Here is an 18,734-nt window from a genome sequence, read left to right as displayed (position 1 = left end):
GCCTTATGAGCCCTTATGATCTGACGAGTTGTCCCGTCAACGGTCTTGCACCTGCGGGAAAGATGGAGCGCACCTGGTGCCGCAGGACGAGGTCCGGGGCGGGAAACGTTGGTTGGCCGCCTCATTGGTTTTCTGACATCGGCGTGCTCACCGCACGTCACAGCGGTGACCGACGACCACCGAGACCGGGCCGTCCAGCGGCTCTGCGGAGCAATTCGTGAAGCCGACGTCGGTCATCCAGTCCACGCAGTCCGCGCCGCTGTAGTCGAAGCCACCCGGGCTCTCTAGCAGCATGTGCAGGCTGGTCAGCAGGCCGAATGTGTTGGTGCGCCGGTCGTCGTCGATCATCGACTCATACACCACCACCGCGCCGCCGGGGGGTAGCGCCTCGTATGCCTTCTTTAGCAGCATGCGCTTGGTGGCGAGGTCCCAGTCGTGCAGCACGCGGCCGAAGACGATGACCTCCGCGGACGGCAGTGGGTCGGTGAAGAAGCTGCCGGACACGAAGCGCATCCGCCCGGACAAGCCGGTGCGCTCCACGGTGCGGTCGAAGTTCGGCTGGACGGCCGGGCGGTCGAAACCGGTGCCGGACAGGTGTGGATGCGCGGTGAGGACCGTGTTGAGCAGGATGCCCTCGGCGCAGCCGATGTCGGCCACGAGCCGTATTTCTGCCACGGGAAGGCCCTGGCCAGGGCCTGGGAGGCGGCCAACGACCCGCCGGTCATCGCCTTCTGGAAGCGGCTCGCGAGTTCGGGGGCGGCGTAGAGGACGTCGAAGGGGTCGCCGTCGTCGGCGCTGAGGTTGTTCTGTGGCTCGCCGGTGCGCAGGGCCTCGGTGAGGTTGCTCCAGGACCGGTACCACTGTTCCTGGGCCATCTCCAGCAGGCCACCGATGTAGGTGTCCTTGGCCTGATCGAGGTAGCGGTCGGTGTCGGGGGTGTTGGCATAGACGCCGTATGTGCGCTCTAGCAGACCAAGGGCAACCTGGCTGTCGAAGAAGTCGCGGGCCCCGCGCGGGTGCAGGCCGAGACGTGCGGCCAACGTGGTGGCGTCCGTGGCCCGTCCGCGGCCAACACGGAGTACACCCCCAGCTCCACCGCGGTCAGCAGCACCTTGGCTGGCCAGAAACCGAGGCCGAGCTGCACGATCCGGTCCTGCGCGGTGCCGTTCGTCAGCTGGGGCTCTGTGCGGCTACTTCATCGGGCAGCCCGCCTCAACTCTCGATCAGGCGGTGCAAGAGGACAGTGTCGAAGATGTCCTCCATGCTGGTGGCCTTGCCCTCGCGCAGCGTCCAGGAGTGCACGAACTGGTGCGTCTCGGTGCGGCCGCCACGGGAGGTGATGTGGCGGACGCCGAAGACCACGATCCGGTCGCCGGACTCAATGATTTCGATTGGCTCCAGCCGCATCCCGCTGAGCACGGTGGGCACGTGCGCCAGGAACTCCCTGACACCCGCGTGGCCTTTCTTGGTGCCGCCAAGACCGTAGGTGTCCATCCCTTCGGGGTGTACCCAGGCGACGTCGGGGGCGAGGGTGGCCAGCAGCGCTTCAACGTCGTGGTCGTGGAAGGCCCGGTAGGCGGCCTGAACAGTCTCCACGTTGGTAGGGCTGGTGACCATGGTCGGTGAGCTCCTCGTAAGCAGTCGGGTACGCGGCTGGTGCCGCTGTCGGTAAGCGAGGCCGAAACCGCGGTTGCGGTGCCCGCAAGGTGACGGACACCTGTTCAGCCATCGGAGCCTGCCTGGACCAGTTCGGGGTACATCACCTGGAGGGTGCGGCGGATGCCGTCGCGCCAGCCGATTTCGCATGGCCCGGTCAGCTGACAGCGCAGGGTCGGGTCGAACTGGTAGGTCTCGCGGGTGACCTTGCTGGGCACCAACTGCGCGGTGACGCCGGTCAGTTCCTGCATGTGCCGGATGCAGTCGGTGATGCCCACCGACTCGTCACCGCCCCAGTTGACCAGAGTGGTCTCCACCGTGGCGGCGTCCCACAGCTTCGGCACCTGGCGCACCAGGTCGTCGGTGTAAAGCAGCGAGCACCAGTTCTGGCCCTCGACGGGCACCGGGATCGGCTCGCCGGCCAGCATCCGCTTGAAGTACAACATCGGCACGCCCCCGTAACTGCCAGGGCCGTAGGCGATGTTGAGTCGGGCGACCGTGGTGGGCAGGCCGAGCACCCGGCCGAAGGCGCGTACGGTGCCCTCGGTGGCGATCTTGCCGACCGGGTAAGCGGGCAGCCACTCAGCCTTGCCGTCGATCGGGTCGGTCTCGGTGTAGAGGTGGTCAAGCGTCTGCCGGGCGTAGATCGCACCGGTGGAAACGTACAAGAACGCCTCGGCGGTGCGGCAGTGGGTCATCAGCCGGCCCGCGGCGACCGAGTTGACGGTGACGGCGGCGGTGAAGTCACCGTCCTCGCCGCGGCGGACGGCAGAGTGGATGACATGGGTGAAGTCCTCGGGCAGGCCCTTAAGAGTGTCCGCGCCGAGGTCGTCCATGTCCCAGCGGAAGGTCTTGATCCCGCGGGCGGCGAGTTCGTCGGCGACGCCGAGGGTGCCGAAGCGGCCGAGGCACCAGACCTCGTTGTCCGCAGCGAGCGCTTCGGCGACCGGTCGGGCGACCTGCCCGGTACCGCCGGTGACCAGGATCTTTTTGCCCTGCATTACTTCGCCTCCATGGGGGTTGCGTCTCTTGCACCGGCTCCCTCGCCCATGGCCCGGTCCAGTTCCCGGCGCAGGATCGCCTGGAAGGTGGCCACATGTTGCGGGCCCATGAGGGTGTAGTGCTCGCCAGGGACGTCGATGTAGCGGGTGGGCTCGGTGGTGTAGTCGTCCCACCGACGCAGCTCGTTGGCGAGCCAATCCTCCTTGGTGCCGCGCAGCGGAACCGCGTAGAAGACCGTCATGGAGCGGACGGCACCGCTGGGTTGGTAGCTGCGGCCGAGGTCGGTGAGGCCGTCGGCGAGCTCCGCCCATGCCGCGAACTTCTCGACGGTCAGGTCGAGTTCGGCCAGCCGGTCAGCGGGGGCGATGTCGATGAAGTACTGGAGCTGCTCCTCGCGGCTGAGGCCGCGCAGCCGGGTGGGAAGTTCCAGCGACTGCTTCTTGTTAATCAGCGCCAGGAAGAAGGCGAGGTTGGCGGCGGTCTCGACGAAGTCGAGTTCGTCCATCCGGTATTTGATGTGCGGGGGCAGGTTAAAGCTGCCGACGAAATCCACTCGTTCGCCCTGGGACTCCAGCACTTTGGCGATCTCAAAGGCGACTGCGCCGCCGTAGGAGTAGCCGGCTACCGCGTACGGTCCGCGCGGCTGCTTGGCCCGGATGGCGGTCACGTAGCTGTCCACCATCTCGGCGAAGCTGGTGAAGGGCTTCTCTCCGCGGTTGAAGCCGCGGGCGCGCAGGGCGTAGAAGGGCCGGTCGCCGACGAAGTACTTGGCGAGGTTGACGAAGACCAGCACCTCGCCGACGCCTGGGTGCACGCAGAACAGCGGGGTCTTGGTGCCGCTGGTCTGCATCGGCACGATCGGGTCGTAAGGGAGCTCGTCGCTCCCGCCGACCCGCTCGGCGTCAATGTGGGCGGCCAGCGCGCACACGCTCGGTGCGGTCAGCACCGTGATGATCTGCAGATCGGCGCCAAAGGTCTGGGCGACGTTCAGTCGCAGCCGCAGGATGTCCAGGGAGGTGCCGCCAAGGTCGAAGAAACTCGCGGTGACGGAGATCTTGTCGACCTCGGTGTCGAACATCTCCGCGTAGATCGCGGCGAGCTGCCACTCAGTGTCGGTCCGCGGCGCGGTGTAGCCGCCGAGTTGACGCAACGTCAGCTGCTGCACGGCGGCGACCTGTACGTTGAAGTCGCCGGCCTCCAGGCGCTTGCGCATCAGAGCGCGCTGGATCTTGCCAAGGCTGGTCTTGGGGAAGGACTCGCGCGGCAGTGGCAGCACCAGCGCGGGCCGGAAACCCCAGTGCATGACCACAGTGCTGCGGACCGCGGTCAGCAGCCGGAACAGGCCGGGTTCGTCGTCGGCCAGCACCTCGGGGTGAAAGGCGATCACCAACTGCTCGGTGTCGGCGCCCTCGGCGCGGGTCGGGAACGCCGCGACGTAGGACGCGGCCACGCCGTCGAGCTGTTCAAGGGCGGTCTCGATGTCGTGGCTGTAGTAGTTGACGCCGTTGACGATGACGCTGTCCTTGCTGCGCCCGACCAGGGTGAGCCGGCCTTTGTCGATCCGGCCGAGGTCGCCGCTACGGAACCAACCGTCGGAAGTGAAAGCGTCGGTGGTCGCCTGCGGGTTGTTGTAGTAGCCGGAGGTGATCACCGGCCCGGACAGCTGAAGCTCGCCGGTCGCGCCTTCCGGCAGCGCCTGGTTGTTGTCGTCGGCCACCCGCATGGCAAGGCCCGCGACGGGCTCGCCGAGGTTGGCGAACTCCTGGCCCGCGTCGGTGGACGGGAAGCCGGTGGAGTAGATGCTGCCAGCGCAGGTCTCGGTCATCCCGAAGGCCGGCCACAGCGCAGTGGGGGCCAGGCCATAGGGGGCGAGCAGATCCAGGAACGCCTCGCCGGTGGTACGGACCACGGCCTCGCCGCCGCTGATGATGTGCCGCAGCCGGGACAGGTCCAGTTGCTCGGCGGCGGGGTCTGGCAGCGCGGAGACGGCGGTGTTGACCAGGCCGAGTAGGAAGTTCGGGGTGAAGGTCACGGTGACCTGGTGGTGACTGATCAGCCGCGGGAACTCCAGTGGCTCACCGAGCACCACCTGTGGCTCGACATGGACCTGCTGCGCCCCGGCGTACAGCGGGAGCAGGTGGCACTCCAACAGGGCCGCGACGTGGTCGAACGAAACCCAGTTCAGGGTGGTGTCCTCGGCGGTCAGCCGGTGGTAGCCGTTCTTGCCGGCCATCGAGGCCAGCAGGTTGGCGTGGCTGAGCATCACGGCCTTGGAGTTGCCGGTGGATCCGGAGGTGAGCACCAGCAGGGCGAGGTCGTCGGGCTCGGCGTCGTGCAGGTCGTCGGCAGGCGAGAGGTCGCGCAGTTCGTCCAGTGGCACCGCGGTCAGCGCGGCGCCCGCCGGCAATTCGGCGGCAAGCGTCTCGTCCGCGATCAGCAGCGGCTTGTTCAGCAACTCGTCGACATAGGCGAGTTGCGCCGACCAGCGCTCCGGGTCGCCGCGTAACGGCACCAGCGGGCACGGCACGAGGCCGCCGAGCAGGCACGCCCAGAACAGTTCGATGAACTCGCGCGGGTGCTCCACCAGCAACGCGACCTTGTCGCCGGGCTCGGCGCCCTGCGCGCGCAGCCCGGACAGCAGTCGACAGGCCTCGTCGAGCAATTCGGGATAGGACTGGAAGGAGTGAGGCGCGAGCACGCTTCCGTGACAGTAGCGCAGCCCAGCACCGGGCCAGGTGCTGGCGGCGCGGACCAGCAGACTGGCGATGGTGCCCATATCGCCGTCAGCGATGGTTGCGCCGGATACATCTACGTGCACGACATCACCTGACCTCACGAGACCAGTCACAGATCCTCCCGGATGTCTTGCTCGGTGCTGAGCCGGTAGGCGCCGGACTGGAGATCCGCTCGACGCTGACCAGCGTGTGCTCAAGAAACTAGTCGATCTTATGCACAAAAAATCTTGCGCATAAGAAAGAGAAACTTTTGGGCATAAAAAAGGGCCTTTAGGGACAAATAAAAGGACAGTCTTGCAATAATCACCGTGCCGAGTCATCCTCGAACGGCATGACCATCGCAGCAGGCCGTAGAGCATAAGCCGGTCACGATCAATCGTCACCAAGCTCCTTATCTCTTGATCAGCTCCTACTACTGATCACCGGCAGAACTTGGTGCAGTCAACAGAACGGTGCGTCCTCGTACTGCGGGCTCACTGCGGGCGTGGTGCCTGGTGCCGAAGACGTCCGAGAGTGTCAGCACGGACGGCATGAACCGCTGATCAGTGACACGCCACATGTCAGGGCTCAAGCGGTGCGCTCAGGGTGAGCGGCGGTGATGTCCGCATCGCGGTACCCGCGCTGAAGTTGACCAGCTCGATGTCGGTCTTGCCAACGCCTCGACGATGCACGGGAGAAAACCGTCCAGGAGATCGCCGAACTGTTCGCCGTGCCGCCGCCTGGCTGATCTCGAAAACAGGCTTGTTGGATAAATCGCCACGAATTGGCGGAATGCAACCCCAAGCAGAGCTACCACCGAAGTTAACCCACAGTCAACAGTAGTTGCGATTTCAATTTATTTTTCCCTTTCTGCTCAAAATCTTTCCCACAGGTGCAATGCCGTTGACGCGGCAACTCGTCAGCCCATAAGATCATCCGGCCAGTAGCCACTTCCCGGAAAACCGCAAGAGGATGGCTGAATGAAGCAATATTTACGCCATTTGCCGTCGGCGCGTCGTTTACGCCTCAACCGACTTTTTCGAAATAATCCACAAAGGACGTTGATCGTCCCGCTCGACCATCCACTCACCGATGGCCCCGGTGCGGGCCGCGGGGCCAGCCTGAACAATCTCGTCGGCCAGCTCGCCGCGAATGGCGCGGACGCCGTAGTCCTCCACAAAGGAAACGTGCGTTTCGTCGACCCGGCCTGGTTCAAGCAACTGTCTCTGATCGTGCACCTCAGCGCGAGCACAGTGCACGCGCCAGACCCGGACCACAAGGTGCTCGTCGGGACGGTCGAGGAGGCGCTGCGACTGGGTGCCGACTTGGTCAGCGTGCACGTGAACATCGGTTCCCGCGAGGAGGCGCGGCAGCTAGGGGATCTGGCGGCGGTGGCCGAGTCCTGCGACCGCTGGAACGTTCCGCTCCTGGCCATGATGTACCCCCGCGGTCCGCGGATCACCGATCCGCGGGACCCCGAGATCGTGGTGCACGCCGTAACTGTGGCGGCCGAGCTCGGAGCCGACATGGTGAAGACCTACTACGTCGGCTCGGACGATGCAATGGGCCGGATCACCTCAACGTCGCCGATTCCGATCGTGGTGGCTGGCGGGCTGCGCACCGCTGACGAGAAAGACCTGCTGGAGCTCGTCGATGGGGCGATGCGGGGCGGCGCGGCAGGGCTGGCCATGGGCCGCAACATTTTCCAGGCTCCGCATCCCGGAAATCTCACCCGGAAGCTTGCGCAGCGGGTGCACGGCGACATCGTGCCGGCCGCTCCGACCGAGCTGATTGCAGCCCAGCGGGACATGGCGTAAGCCGACTCGAATTCTTCCGCCCGAGCCCTTTGACAATTCCCTGTACATCCAAGGATGCAAATTTTATGAAGCTCACCTGGGTCGACGTGCGTACCTGCCCGACCAAGTCCGCCGTTCTGGAAGAGGCGCTCCACATCAAGGTGGATGGAATCCTATCGGATTCCGCCGCCGATTTCGACGGGTTGCCGCCGACGGTGCGGAAGATCCTGTTCCCGACCGGAAAGAGCTTGCCGGACGATTTCGGCCAAGCCGACGTGGTGATCGTCGTCCCCGACGAACACGGGCAGCTCGACGAGCTCGCCGCGGCGCATCCCGAAATTGAGTTCGGGCAGTACGTCGAGATCACCGACGCCGCGACGCTGGACGAGGCGTGCCGGTCGGCACGGAGCAACCAGTGGAGCCTGCTGTACTTCCGCGATCCCACGAAGATTCCGCTGGAGATCGTGATCGCCGCCGCCGCGGGCTCGTCCGGGAAGCTGGTCACCATCGCCCAGGACGTGACCGAGGCTGAAATCATCTTCGGCGTGCTGGAGCATGGCTCGGACGGCGTCATGCTGGCGCCCGCGGCGGTGGGTGACACGACGGCGCTGAAGGACGCAGCGGCGGACGGCAGTCCCGCACTGGACCTCGTCGAGCTGACCGTGACGGCGACCGAGCACGTCGGCATGGGCGAGCGTGCCTGCGTCGACACCTGCACCTATTTCCGCAAGGACGAGGGCATCCTGGTCGGCTCGCACTCCAAGGGCATGATCCTGTGCGTCAGCGAGACCCATCCGCTGCCCTACATGCCCACCCGGCCGTTCCGGGTCAACGCGGGCGCCATCCACTCGTACACCCTCTCCGCCGAGGGCCGCACCCACTACCTGAGCGAGCTGAAATCCGGCAGCAAGGTCATGGCGGTGGACACCTCCGGCCGGACCCGGATGGTCACCGTGGGCCGAGTCAAGATCGAGAGCCGCCCGCTGATCTCCGTGGACGCGGTGGCTCCGGACGGGCAGACGGTCAACCTGATCCTGCAGGACGACTGGCACGTGCGCGTGCTCGGCCCGGAAGGTGTGGTGCTCAACAGTACTGAGCTCAAGCCGGGAGACACGGTTCTCGGCTACCTCCCCACGCAGGACCGGCACGTGGGCTACCCCATCAACGAGTTCTGCCTGGAAAAGTGACGATGAGCGACACGAGACCACTGGAGGTCGCGGTCGTGGGGGCGGGCATCACCGGGCTCGCCCACGCGGCGGCTCTGCGGCGGGCGGGCATCGGCGTCGCGGTGTACGAGAAGGCGAACGCCTTCGGCGACATCGGCGCTGGCATCCAGCTCGCCCCGAACGCGGTGCGCCTGCTGCACCGCCTCGGGCTGGCGGACGGCCTGGCGGCCGTGGCGGTGCGTTCGACCGCCATCGAGATGCGTGACGGGCGCACCGGTCAGGTGCGGGGCCGCGTCCCGCTGGACGACTGCGAGAACCGGTACGGCGCGCCGTACTACCTGCTCGCCCGCTTCGATCTGCACGCGCTGCTGGCGTCCCTGCTTCCCGACGGCGTGGTCGAGCTGGGCAAAGCCTGCGAGTCGGTGGCCGAGCACGACTCGGCCGTGCAGTGCCGGTTCGCCGACGGCACTGCCGTCGGCGCCGACGTGCTGGTCGGCGCCGACGGCATCCGGTCTGCCGTGCGCCGGGCCAGGGTGGACGACCAGCCCGTGTACTCGGGTTTCAGCGTCTACCGTGGCCTAGTCGACGCCAGCGGGTTGCCCGCCTCGTTCACCGAGCCCCGGTCGATCGTCTGGACCGGGGAGGGCAGGCATTTCGTGTGCTACCCGGTGGCCGGCGGCAGGCTGGTCAACTTCGTCGCGACCCTGTCCGCCGAGGAGTGGGGCGCGGAGTCCTGGTCGGAGCCGGGAAAGGCCCAGGATGTGCTCGACGCCTTCGCCGACTGGGACAACGTGCATCCCCTGGTCGAGGCCGCGGAAACGGTCACCCGCTGGGGCCTGCACGTCCGCGAGGACGGCCCGGCCTGGACCACCGCCCGGACCGCGCTGGCGGGCGATGCCGCGCACCCGATGCTGCCTTTCACCGCTCAGGGCGCGGGTCAGGGCATCGAAGACGCCGTTGCCCTGGCCGGTGCACTGGCACGCCACGGAGACGACGTCTCGGTGGCGTTGCGGACCTACGAGCAGGTGCGCCGCCCGCGGGCGATGAAGGTCCAGCAGCTCTCAGGTGACATGGGGCGCAACCTCCACCGGGATGCCTCCGAATCCCAGCAGCGTCCCGATGCCCACCCGATCGGCGACACCCTCGACTGGCTTTTCGACCACGACGCGGAGGCACTGTGACGACTGCCGAGATGACCGCCGAGCACAGAGGACACCACGATATGCTGCCAGCCCTCGCTGACCACTACGTCGACGCCTACCTGGCGCGAATCGGCGCTGACCGCCCGGAACGCCCGGACCTGGAGACTCTACGGCACCTCCAGGAACGCCACGTGTTGTCGATCCCGTTCGAGACAATCGCGGTACACACGGGGGAACCGGTGCCGCATACGCTCGACGCCGTGCGGAAGATCGTGGAGCAGCAGCGGGGCGGGTGCTGCGTGGAGCTCAACTCCGCGTTCGGCATGCTGTTGGGCGCGTTCGGTTACCGGGTGGAACTGTTGTGTGGCCGGAGCTACCGGAAATCGGTGCTCGCCAAGAGCAGCAGCCACATGGCACTGAGGGTCACATTTCCGCAGTCCGAGCAGGACGAGGTGTCCTGGCTCGTCGACGTCGGCCAGGGAAACAACAGCAGGCACCCGCTGCGGATCGACCTGCGCGAACCGCAACCCGATCCGCACGGCACCTACTTGCTGACCACCGCGCCCGACGGCGACATCGACGTATCGATAAACGGTAATTTGCTGTACCGGCTGGAAACCAGGCACCGCGACGTGGAGTACTGGCACCCGTTTCTGTGGTGGTATCGCACGTCGCCGCGCTCGCCGTTCGCGGCAGCGCCGATTTCCATCGCTCGCACCGAGCGGGGGAAGCGAACGCTGCGAGGGAACGATCTGATGGAGGAGTACGACGGGCGGCGTACCCTGCGGCGGCTCGACACCGACGAGGCACTGCTGAAGACGTACCGCGAGTACTTCGGAATCGAGCTGGATCGGGTGCCCTCCGCGCAGGAACGGGTGTCCACCGCGATAGCCACCGAGAGGAATGCCGCGTCGGCCAAGAAGCGGTAATCAGCGGGCTGTGACAATCCGATCGGTGCGTCCTCGTGCTGCTGGACGCCGACCCCGCTGATGACGCCGCCGGGGGCGGGCGACGCCAAGGGGGCCGTAACACCACGCCGGTCGGTCACCGTCACTGGCGGCCTCGATGACCAGCCGGTCATGCCGCGATTACGGCGTGCCGACTACCTTCTTCGACAAGCAAGGGAAAGACTCACTGTCCTCGAAGGACGATCGGACAGCGGGATCCGGTCCACGCCGGGTCCCGCTTCGCCGACACGATCGACGCATCGTTTGTTTATGCAGACCGACGGCCTGCTCGACGCCGGAGCCGCGATCGCAGCAGCCACCTGGGCCGAAGCGGGCATCACCGGTGCCCGGCGGAGCCGGGTGCGGACAGGGCCGGGATGTCCGGGTGGTCGAGCAGCGTCTCGACGACGGCGTCCACGGCCGCGCGCTGCGCTGCCACCCGGCGCCGCACGATCGCGACGTTGCGGTGCACCGGCGTGCTGAGCTCGCGGGTGACGACCGGGATTCCGGGTGGGACGGCCAGCGCGGGCAGCATCGCCACCGACCGGCCGGACTCGACGTGCTGGAGCAGCAGCAGGTAGTTGCTGAACCGGCAGGCCACCCGGGGTTCGAAGCCGGACTCGCGGCATAGCCGCTGGGTCAGCTCGGCCATGTACGAGCCCGGCCGGTCGCACGCCCAGGTCTCCTCCGCGCACGCGGCGAGGTCGATCACCCGGCGCCGCGCGAGCGGATGGTCCGGCGGCAGGACCAGCACCACCGGGTCGGTCCCCAGCGGGACGACTTCGAGGTCCCGGTCCCACGGGAACTTGACATAGTCCGTGGTCGTGACGATCACCTCCACCTCGCCGGTGCGCAGCGCGGCCCCGCTCTCGTGCGGTTCGGACTCGATCAGCTCCACGTGCAGATGCGGATGCGAGTCCGCCAGCCGGGCCGCCGCCGGTACGGCGAGCGTGTATATCGCGCTCTGGAACACCCCGAGCCGGACGGTGCCGATCGGCTCGTCGTTGAGGGCGCGCAACTCGGCCTCCGCCTCGGCCATCTGATCCAGGATCTCGCGGCCCCGGCGGGCGAGGACGATCCCGGTTCGGGTCAGCCGCACCCGACGCCCGGACCGCTCCAGGAGCCGGCTGCGCGTCTCCGTCTCGAGCACCGCGAGCTGCTGGGACACCGTTGATGGGCTCAGGTGCAGCGTCTCGGCCACCGCGCGGACGGTGCCGAGGCTGTCGAGCAGGCCGAGCAGGCGCAGACGCCACGGGTTAAGCATGCCACCATTGTGCGGCTCCATCGAACAGCATCGTCGAGATCGTGTGATGGACGCGAAGCAGCGTCCTTCGTAGCGTCGGGCCCATGCTGGACGACATCGCGCGCACCGCACCAGAAACCCACCTGGTCCGCTACTCGGGTCGCGGCGCCTTCAGTCCCGGGATCATCGCCCGCGCCGAGGGCAGTTCGGTGTTCACCGAGGACGGGCGCGAGCTGCTCGACTTCACCTCGGGGCAGATGAGCGCGATCCTCGGACACGCCCACCCGGAGATCGTCGCGACCGTTCGCGAGCAGGTCGCCCGGCTCGACCACCTCTACAGCGGGATGCTGAGCCGCCCGGTGCTCGACCTCGCCCAGCGGCTAGCGGGGACGTTGCCGGAGCCGCTGGACAAGGCCATGTTCTTGACCACCGGTGCCGAGGCGAACGAGGCCGCGTTGCGGATGGCCAAGCTCGTCACCCGCGGGCACGAGGTCGTCTCGTTCGCCCGGTCCTGGCACGGCATGACCCAGGCAGCGGCGAACGCCACCTACAGCGCCGGGCGGGTCGGGTACGGGCCCGCCGCCCCGGGGAACTTCGCCCTGCCGGTGCCCGACCGGTTCCGGCCCGGCATCGTCGACGCCGACGGGAACCTGGACTGGCGCCGGCAGCTCGACCTCGGCTTCGACCTGATCGACGCCCAGTCGGTCGGCAGCCTCGCGGCCTGCCTTGTCGAGCCCGTGCTGAGCTCGGGTGGCGTCGTCGACCTCCCGCCTGGCTACCTGGCGGCGCTGCGGGACAAGTGCCGGGAGCGGGGCATGCTGCTGATCCTGGACGAGGCCCAGACCGGACTGTGCCGCACCGGTGACTGGTACGCCTTCGAGCGCGACGGCGTCGTCCCGGACATCCTCACCCTGTCCAAGACCCTCGGCGCCGGGTTGCCCCTCGCGGCCGTGCTGACCAGCACCGAGATCGAGCAGGAAGCCCACGACCGCGGGTTCTTGTTCTTCACCACGCACGTCAACGACCCGCTTCCAGCGGCCGTTGGCAACACAGTCTTGGACGTGCTGAGCCGCGAGCGCCTCGACGCGCGCGCCCGCGAGCTGGGCATGCGGTTGCGCGGCGGTCTGGCGGAGCTCGCCGGGCGGTATCCGGTGATCGGCGACGTGCGCGGGCGCGGTCTGCTGATCGGGCTGGAGCTGGTCGACGGGCCGGGTGGCGAGGACGCCGACAAGCTCGGCGCCGCCGTCACCAGGCGATGCGCTGAGCTCGGCCTACACATGAACATCGTGCAGCTGCCCGGCATGGGCGGGACGTTCCGCATCGCCCCGCCGCTGACCGCCACCGACGCCGAGATCGATCGCGGCCTGGCGATCCTCGACACCGCCCTAGCCGAGACCGGCGGTCGATGACGGGCTGCCGGGGGTGATCGCGGTGCCGCGGTCCGGTCACGCCTGCAGGCAGCACGGGAGTGCCCGGCACCGGGCCTGGCCCACGGGAGTTCCTCGGTACCCACCCGCCCGCAGCCCCGGCAGTCGATGCGGTGGATATCGGCTTCTATCCATACCTGGCAGACACCGAAGTCCAGATGCCGCCACCGGCGGCGGGAGGTGTCGTCGGCCGCGCTGCTTACGGCCGCACGGGCAGACCAGCAGCCGACGGCGCCGCCGCAGCCCCAGCACGATTCCCTGATCTGTGAACGACACCGACTCCACAGACGCCCCTGGCAAGGCCAGGATCGGTTGAATACAGTAGTAACGCGCACGTGAGCCTTCGGGTACGGATGGTATAGGCAACCTCCGAACCTAGCCGCTCACGTGCGCCCTTATTCCCGCAGGTCACACCTGCGCATTCCGTTACCAAGCAATGACAATCCGTCTACTCCTCGCCGATTTACACCCACAGAAAGCCGAGGAGAGGAACACCAGTTCGCACGTCTTTTATGGTCGCTTGATCAGGTGAAACACCCGGCCCGAAACCCAAAACCCAACCCGCGCGGAAGCGAAACACCGGAATCCACTACGCAGCAACGAAAACCAGGGCACGACGAAGGCGACACCCGACGACCACCACACCACCAGCACGACCATCGTGAGCGGTTTCAGGCGCTATAGCAACGAAAACCACGCACGGGCCACCCCGGAAAGCAGCGATCACCACCGCCCCCACCGCGGGCGCAAAGCGTGGGCACCATCAGGACACCGACGCCGCTGTGGGGTGCGGCGTGCCGTTCTGGGGTGATGGCGCCGTCGTCGACGAGGAACGACACGAACCAGTCCCGGCCGTCGCGGGACACTGTCGCGGACCGCACGGCACCGCCGAGCTGGCGGGTCATGCGGAACTGCACCCACCCCAGCTTCGGGAGCTTCGCCCGTCCCCACCGCTTGTTCAGCCGCTCGACCTCGATGAGCTTGCCCATCGGGAACCGCAACGACGGGTTCCAACGCTGCTTGCCGCGCCACTTAACCCGGAACGTGCCGTGGTCGCGGCACGCCCGGTCCAGGTCCTTCAACGCCTGCTGGAGGATGTGCGACGGCGCGGTCTGCAACCAGTCGTGCTCGGTTTTCGCGTCGGCGAGCTGTCCGGCTTGCTCGTTGTAGTTCATCCACGCCCCCCGCCGCCGGTACTCGCGGCGTTGTTCCAGGGCGGTGTTCCACACTGCCCGGCAGATATTGCCGAACTCCTCGCACTGGGCGGCCTGCGCGGTGGTGAGCTTCAAGCGGTAGCGACGTCCCGTCAGCATCGGCTCACCGGGCCTTCTGCTGTTCGACGTAGCGCTTGATGACCGACAGCGGTGCGCCGCCGACCGTCGCGACGAAGTAGCTGTTGGTTCACAGCGTCGGAAGCTTCGACCGCAACCACGGGAACTCTTCCCGCAACACACGCGACGAACGTCCCTTAATCGCCTTGACCAGCTTGTGCACCCCGTACTGCGGGTCGACTTCGACGAGAACGTGGTCCGGCATCGTTTCCAGCTCCACCAGCCACGCCCCCTTCTCCTCGACGACTTCCCGGATGAGCTGCTTCAAGCGTTCCTCCATCCGGCCACCGATGACCCGGCGCCGGTATTTCGGGCACCACACGACGCGGAACGCGCACTGAAAGGTGATGTTCGCGTTCGATCGCAGCGTGACGGCCATACCCAGAACTATACAGCACCGAACTATCTAACGTTGGCAGGGTTACCGCTGGGCACGTCAGGATCGGACTTGACGTGCTAACCCCACAGATAAATCCGGGGGTCTGCGCACTACCTCTACCTGATCAGCGCCCCGAGCACCGGTCCCCGGCCACCGAACAAGCTCGTGCCGCCGAGCACCACCGCTCGCGCAAGCTCGGCCGTTCGTCGGCCTCCTGCGCGGGCGACGTCGCCACTTGTGGCCCCAGCAATTCTGCTCACCCCAGGCGACGTTGACGATCCGCTCACCATGACTGGTGACGGCGAGGTCCTTCACACCAAGGTCCACCCCGACGGCATGCCCGGTTTTCGGCATGGGTTCGGGGTCGGCGGTGTCGACCTGGAACGTCACGTACCAACGACTGCCCGCATCACGACAGACCACGACCATTGTCGACCATTGTGGGATCCCCGCACTACATTCCTTCGGTGAACCACTCCGTCTACCTGCGCGGGACGAACGCGTTCGCCGTACTGGTCAACGCGAACTCCTTGCCCGCGGCGGCCCCGGTAGACCACTGCACCTCAATCCGGAACCTAGCCCTCAGCACGGGTGTCAGCTTCGATGATGCACGCGAGTCGGTGACCCGTCCCATCAACGCGCTTCTGTCAAGGTGCTAATACATATTAGTCCTGCAGGACAAAATTCGGCCAGGGGCTTGATCCACGGGAATACGGCGTTCAGTCTCGGTGTCTGATCCGCGTTCTCGACGAGGAGGTTACTGCAGTGGCAGCGGGGCTCAGCATGCGACAGGCGGGCATCGCCGGAGTCGCGACCACAGGAGACTTCTCCATGCTTGCCTGCACGAGGGTGGTTGCGGCAATCTGTCGACTCCGGACCGAGGTTCACCTGTGATCGTCACGTCTGATGGTGTCCGCCTTGAGACCGCCTGGCATCAGGGCGGTGCGGATGCTGTGGTGCTGGCCCACGGCATCACCGCTGACCTCGCAGAGCAAGGACTGTTCCCGGTCCTGGCGGATCGGCTTGCGGCTGCGGGATTCTCGGTGCTGCGGTTCTCTTTCCGCGGGCACGGCCGCAGCGAGGGCAGGCCACGCGACATGACGATCGCGGGAGAACGGTTGGACTTGCGGGCGGCCGTGGAGTCCGTGGGACGCCCGGTTTCGGTGGTGGCGTCGAGCTTCGGTGCAGTGAGCACCACGCTCTCCTTGGGCGAGTTGCCCATCGACTCGGTAGCGCTGTGGCAGCCAGTGCTCGACCTACGGCGAACCTTCCTGGAACCGGAGCTGCCGCGCGGGCGGCAGCTCTACTGCGACCTGAGTTCCTTGCGACAGCGGGGTTTTCTCGATATCGAGGGACGGTTCGAACTGGGCGCGCGGCTCTTCGAAGAATTCGCGGAGCTCGACCCGCGAGCTGCCTTTCTCGCCAGCGACATCCCCGCGCTCGTCGTGCATGGCGACGTGGATGAGCACGTCTCCTACGAGGTAGCCCATGAGGTGGCAGCCCGGCGGCCGCGCACGAACTGGCACCGCGTACGAGGCGGCGGACACGGCTTCCAGGACGTGGAGCGCGAGGTCATCGACGTGACAGTGTCGTGGCTTCTCGACCAGGCTGACGTCTCGGCAGCACAATCCCAGCCTCCAGCATGACGCAATCGTGACCGTGGCAGTCGGTTAATACGCTCCTGCTCCCGACACGCGGCGTGGCACTCAGGACTCCGCTGCCAGGCGCCCCCTCTCCAGGATCCGCTGCAGAGCTGGTGCCACCCAGTTCGCGGGTGCGCGGACTCCCGACGCCTGATTTCAGCGGGAATTTGCTATTCAGCCCATTTCACCGACGTCGCCAGCGGACAGCGCGCCACCCGCGTGGTCGGTGGTCTGGTTCCCTTGCCGACACGCAGGACCGCCAGTACGGCGTTGTCGCCGGAGGCGTCTCTGGTCGAAGGGGTCCCGAGTCCGCCGAATTCTCCCAGCAACGGTTGAGCCGCGTATCCCTGCTCAACCAGGGACAGCCACAGTTGCATCAACGTCTCGCCCGCGCTGATGCGGTCAGCTACGGTCTGACGAGGGCCACGCAGCACGAGTACCGCGCCGCAATTGCGCAACTGCCGGGCACGCCCGTGCTCGACGACCCCTGCCAGTACGTGGCGTTTGGCCACGACCGGGATCGCAGATCCCGCCAGAGCCGATGCAAGACGTCCGGCTAAACCGGAGATTCCGAGCAGGTCGTGAGGTTTGCCGAACCAACTGAGGCCGAACTCGGTATCGGCGCGCTTGCGCACCCACGCCCACAGTTCGTCCTCGTTGCCGATCAACGTGGACCTATCGCGTGCGGTCCGGCCGAGGAGACTGCTTCGAGCTTGCGAACCTTTCATCGTCTCCAGGCTGACATTTCGGTCGGTACACAGTTTTTCAACCTGCTTCAGGGTCGTGCGGTCGATCGGGGTGGACAGCATGTCGCCTCGGTACGTCGAACGTGCCCCCAAAACGCCCTGGCGGGTCAAGAAGTCGTCACGCAGGCGATCGAGGCGGAATCGGCCTGCGGACCAGTTCTGGTCCGTGAGCGCACCTTCGTGCGCTACCCATTCGCCGTGCGCGAGGTACGAAAGAGCTCCCAGCGCGCATCCGAGGTTCTCGGCCCAGCCCAACTGGTCCGGATGCGCTGTCGGCCAGCGTGCCCCGTTGAGCGCGAGCTGGACGGTGTGGTTGCCGACGATTCCGAAACGCCACGGCTGGGAGTTGTACGCGGAGGGAGCGAGACGGGCGCCGCCCAGCACGGCGGTGAGTTCCGGGGGCAGTTCGCGCTCCCGTTGCCCGCTCCGCACTGGCCGGGACCGCCTTTTCTCGTCACCTGACGAATGGTCCACAGAGTTCGGGCGAGTTCCAGCGGCATACGCGCCCGGTGTGCTAACGCCGCGGCTCTCGGCATGGCCGCAGCATGGAGGTCCACCGTCACTACGGATTTGACCCGTCGGTTCATCAGCAAGTTGAGCACAACCCTGCTGCCGAGCGCGCCGAGACCCATCACGCAGTAGGAAATCTGCGGCCAGGTACCGCCGTTGGCCAGCCGGTCGGACATGACGGGGAGGTAGTCGCTGGGGAAGTGCGTCCTGCCGAACCAGCGCACGGAGTCCCACAGACGGTTGTCCCGGTGCGCTTCCGCGGTCGCCTTCCCGTGGAACGGCAGCGGGTTGCGGCGGTAGTCGAAGACGAACAGGGCCGGTTTTCCGCCCCAGTCGACTCCGGCGACGACGGGAATGCCGCGACGGGCGGCGCGTTCGTGCAGCTGGTACTTGACCCACGCGGACATCGCGGGATCGATCGCGTCGAAGGCGACGTGCGCGCCGTCGAGCGCCTCGTCGAGGTTTTCCAGGGTGAGACCGCCCGGGTAGGTGCGCACCTCGGCGGTGGGACTGATCGCGACTACCCGGCGGGCGAGCACCTCGGGTTTCGGCAGGCCGACATCAGCGACCACGCACGCCTGCCGGTTGAGGTTCGACACGTCGAATCTGTCCGGGTCGGCGAGCCGGAAACGGGTGACGCCCATTCGCGCCAGCGGTTCGACCACGGCACCACCCACGCTGCCGCAGCCGGCCACCAGCACGGTCGCGGCCCGGAGTACCGCTTGTTCACGCTCGGTGAGAATGTCCAGGTTGCGGCTCACGGCCTCCGCACCGAAACTCGCCGTCCCCGTTGAGAGCGGATCAGGACCTCTGAAATCCGAATGCACGATTTTTCTCCAACGGTCGCCTGAAGTTCACCTTCCGTATTTCCTGAAGTTTCGCCGTTACGTAGCGGTAGCTTTGCTGGTCTGGACGGTCTCGTTGAATAGGATGGGGGTGGCTTGAGCTGCGGTGGCTTCGGTTATCCGAGCGCGCCGAGGACGAGGATCGTCAGGTTCGCCAGGCCGAGGGGTGTGGCATCAGTTTCTGCAA

14 protein-coding genes and 1 pseudogene are annotated in these 18,734 nt (G+C 66.7%); 6 read left to right on the top strand and 9 right to left on the bottom strand.

The features are described from left to right. Window positions 1-147: 147 nt before the first annotated feature. The 4 genes from FDZ84_RS39380 to FDZ84_RS27145 form a co-directional block, all read right to left on the bottom strand. A complete protein-coding gene (locus tag FDZ84_RS39380; RefSeq protein WP_246868459.1) occupies window positions 148-675 on the bottom strand; it encodes a methyltransferase in 528 nt (175 codons plus the stop codon). A gap of 537 nt (window positions 676-1,212) precedes the next feature. After that, window positions 1,213-1,617, bottom strand: a complete 405-nt coding sequence (locus FDZ84_RS27155; RefSeq protein ID WP_168588187.1) for a nuclear transport factor 2 family protein — start codon at window positions 1,615-1,617, stop codon at window positions 1,213-1,215. Between the two features lie 104 nt (window positions 1,618-1,721). After that, window positions 1,722-2,657, bottom strand: a complete 936-nt coding sequence (locus tag FDZ84_RS27150; RefSeq protein ID WP_168588186.1) for an NAD(P)-dependent oxidoreductase — start codon at window positions 2,655-2,657, stop codon at window positions 1,722-1,724. Further along, window positions 2,657-5,476: a non-ribosomal peptide synthetase gene (locus FDZ84_RS27145; RefSeq protein WP_210435132.1), complete on the bottom strand. Its 2,820-nt coding sequence runs from the start codon at window positions 5,474-5,476 to the stop codon at window positions 2,657-2,659. The genes FDZ84_RS27150 and FDZ84_RS27145 overlap by 1 nt, the downstream gene beginning before the upstream one ends. 876 nt (window positions 5,477-6,352) lie before the next feature. Here FDZ84_RS27145 and FDZ84_RS27140 point away from each other — a divergent pair. From FDZ84_RS27140 to FDZ84_RS27125, 4 genes are all read left to right on the top strand, one after another. Next, complete coding sequence (locus FDZ84_RS27140) at window positions 6,353-7,189, top strand: 2-amino-3,7-dideoxy-D-threo-hept-6-ulosonate synthase (RefSeq protein ID WP_168588185.1); 837 nt, start codon at window positions 6,353-6,355, stop codon at window positions 7,187-7,189. Between the two features lie 65 nt (window positions 7,190-7,254). Then, the gene (locus FDZ84_RS27135; RefSeq protein WP_168588184.1) at window positions 7,255-8,355 is read left to right on the top strand and encodes a 3-dehydroquinate synthase II; all 1,101 of its coding nucleotides are present in this window, start codon (window positions 7,255-7,257) and stop codon (window positions 8,353-8,355) included. 2 nt (window positions 8,356-8,357) lie between these two features. Further along, entirely contained in the window at window positions 8,358-9,515 is a 1,158-nt protein-coding gene (locus FDZ84_RS27130) for an FAD-dependent monooxygenase (protein WP_168588183.1), read from the top strand. After that, window positions 9,512-10,405 carry an arylamine N-acetyltransferase gene (locus tag FDZ84_RS27125; RefSeq protein WP_168588182.1) on the top strand — a complete coding sequence of 298 codons (894 nt, stop codon included), beginning with the start codon at window positions 9,512-9,514 and terminating at the stop codon, window positions 10,403-10,405. Before FDZ84_RS27130 ends, FDZ84_RS27125 begins: the two co-directional genes overlap by 4 nt. Before the next feature lie 355 nt (window positions 10,406-10,760). On the opposite strand, the gene FDZ84_RS27120 is transcribed toward FDZ84_RS27125, so the two are convergent. Next, complete coding sequence (locus tag FDZ84_RS27120) at window positions 10,761-11,687, bottom strand: LysR substrate-binding domain-containing protein (RefSeq protein WP_168590384.1); 927 nt, start codon at window positions 11,685-11,687, stop codon at window positions 10,761-10,763. 83 nt (window positions 11,688-11,770) lie between these two features. Here FDZ84_RS27120 and FDZ84_RS27115 point away from each other — a divergent pair, with 83 nt between their 5' ends. Continuing rightward, a complete protein-coding gene (locus FDZ84_RS27115; RefSeq protein WP_168588181.1) occupies window positions 11,771-13,075 on the top strand; it encodes an aspartate aminotransferase family protein in 1,305 nt (434 codons plus the stop codon). A gap of 689 nt (window positions 13,076-13,764) precedes the next feature. On the opposite strand, the gene FDZ84_RS27110 is transcribed toward FDZ84_RS27115, so the two are convergent. Both FDZ84_RS27110 and tnpA read right to left on the bottom strand, forming a co-directional pair. Beyond that, a complete protein-coding gene (locus FDZ84_RS27110; RefSeq protein WP_246868458.1) occupies window positions 13,765-14,406 on the bottom strand; it encodes a helix-turn-helix domain-containing protein in 642 nt (213 codons plus the stop codon). Between the two features lie 4 nt (window positions 14,407-14,410). After that, window positions 14,411-14,803, bottom strand: a pseudogene (gene tnpA, locus FDZ84_RS27105) (IS200/IS605 family transposase). Between the two features lie 890 nt (window positions 14,804-15,693). Here tnpA and FDZ84_RS27100 point away from each other — a divergent pair. Continuing rightward, the gene (locus FDZ84_RS27100) at window positions 15,694-16,449 is read left to right on the top strand and encodes an alpha/beta hydrolase (protein WP_168588180.1); all 756 of its coding nucleotides are present in this window, start codon (window positions 15,694-15,696) and stop codon (window positions 16,447-16,449) included. 167 nt (window positions 16,450-16,616) lie between these two features. Here the strand turns inward: FDZ84_RS27100 and FDZ84_RS38060 are convergent, their stop codons facing one another. Together FDZ84_RS38060 and FDZ84_RS38055 are read right to left on the bottom strand one after the other, a co-directional pair. Further along, window positions 16,617-17,255: a hypothetical protein gene (locus FDZ84_RS38060; RefSeq protein ID WP_210435131.1), complete on the bottom strand. Its 639-nt coding sequence runs from the start codon at window positions 17,253-17,255 to the stop codon at window positions 16,617-16,619. A 122-nt stretch (window positions 17,256-17,377) separates the two neighbouring features. Beyond that, window positions 17,378-18,463, bottom strand: coding sequence for a ThiF family adenylyltransferase (locus FDZ84_RS38055; protein ID WP_210435130.1), 1,086 nt, complete (start codon window positions 18,461-18,463; stop codon window positions 17,378-17,380). Window positions 18,464-18,734 lie beyond the last annotated feature (271 nt).

Source organism: Saccharopolyspora sp. ASAGF58 (genome assembly GCF_012277335.1).
Taxonomy (GTDB): domain Bacteria; phylum Actinomycetota; class Actinomycetes; order Mycobacteriales; family Pseudonocardiaceae; genus Saccharopolyspora; species Saccharopolyspora hattusasensis.
Note: the sequence above shows the minus strand (reverse complement) of the source record. Positions and strands in the feature narration are given on the sequence as shown.

Excerpts from the sequence above, each read along its gene's own strand:
- FDZ84_RS27155 (WP_168588187.1), bottom strand. The coding sequence starts at position 1,617 with ATGGTCACCAGCCCTACCAACGTGGAGACTGTTCAGGCCGCCTACCGG.
- FDZ84_RS27150 (WP_168588186.1), bottom strand. The coding sequence starts at position 2,657 with ATGCAGGGCAAAAAGATCCTGGTCACCGGCGGTACCGGGCAGGTCGCC.
- FDZ84_RS27140 (WP_168588185.1), top strand. The coding sequence starts at position 6,353 with ATGAAGCAATATTTACGCCATTTGCCGTCGGCGCGTCGTTTACGCCTC.
- FDZ84_RS27135 (WP_168588184.1), top strand. The coding sequence starts at position 7,255 with ATGAAGCTCACCTGGGTCGACGTGCGTACCTGCCCGACCAAGTCCGCC.
- FDZ84_RS27130 (WP_168588183.1), top strand. The coding sequence starts at position 8,358 with ATGAGCGACACGAGACCACTGGAGGTCGCGGTCGTGGGGGCGGGCATC.
- FDZ84_RS27120 (WP_168590384.1), bottom strand. The coding sequence starts at position 11,687 with ATGCTTAACCCGTGGCGTCTGCGCCTGCTCGGCCTGCTCGACAGCCTC.
- FDZ84_RS27115 (WP_168588181.1), top strand. The coding sequence starts at position 11,771 with ATGCTGGACGACATCGCGCGCACCGCACCAGAAACCCACCTGGTCCGC.
- FDZ84_RS27110 (WP_246868458.1), bottom strand. The coding sequence starts at position 14,406 with ATGCTGACGGGACGTCGCTACCGCTTGAAGCTCACCACCGCGCAGGCC.
- FDZ84_RS38060 (WP_210435131.1), bottom strand. The coding sequence starts at position 17,255 with ATGCTGTCCACCCCGATCGACCGCACGACCCTGAAGCAGGTTGAAAAA.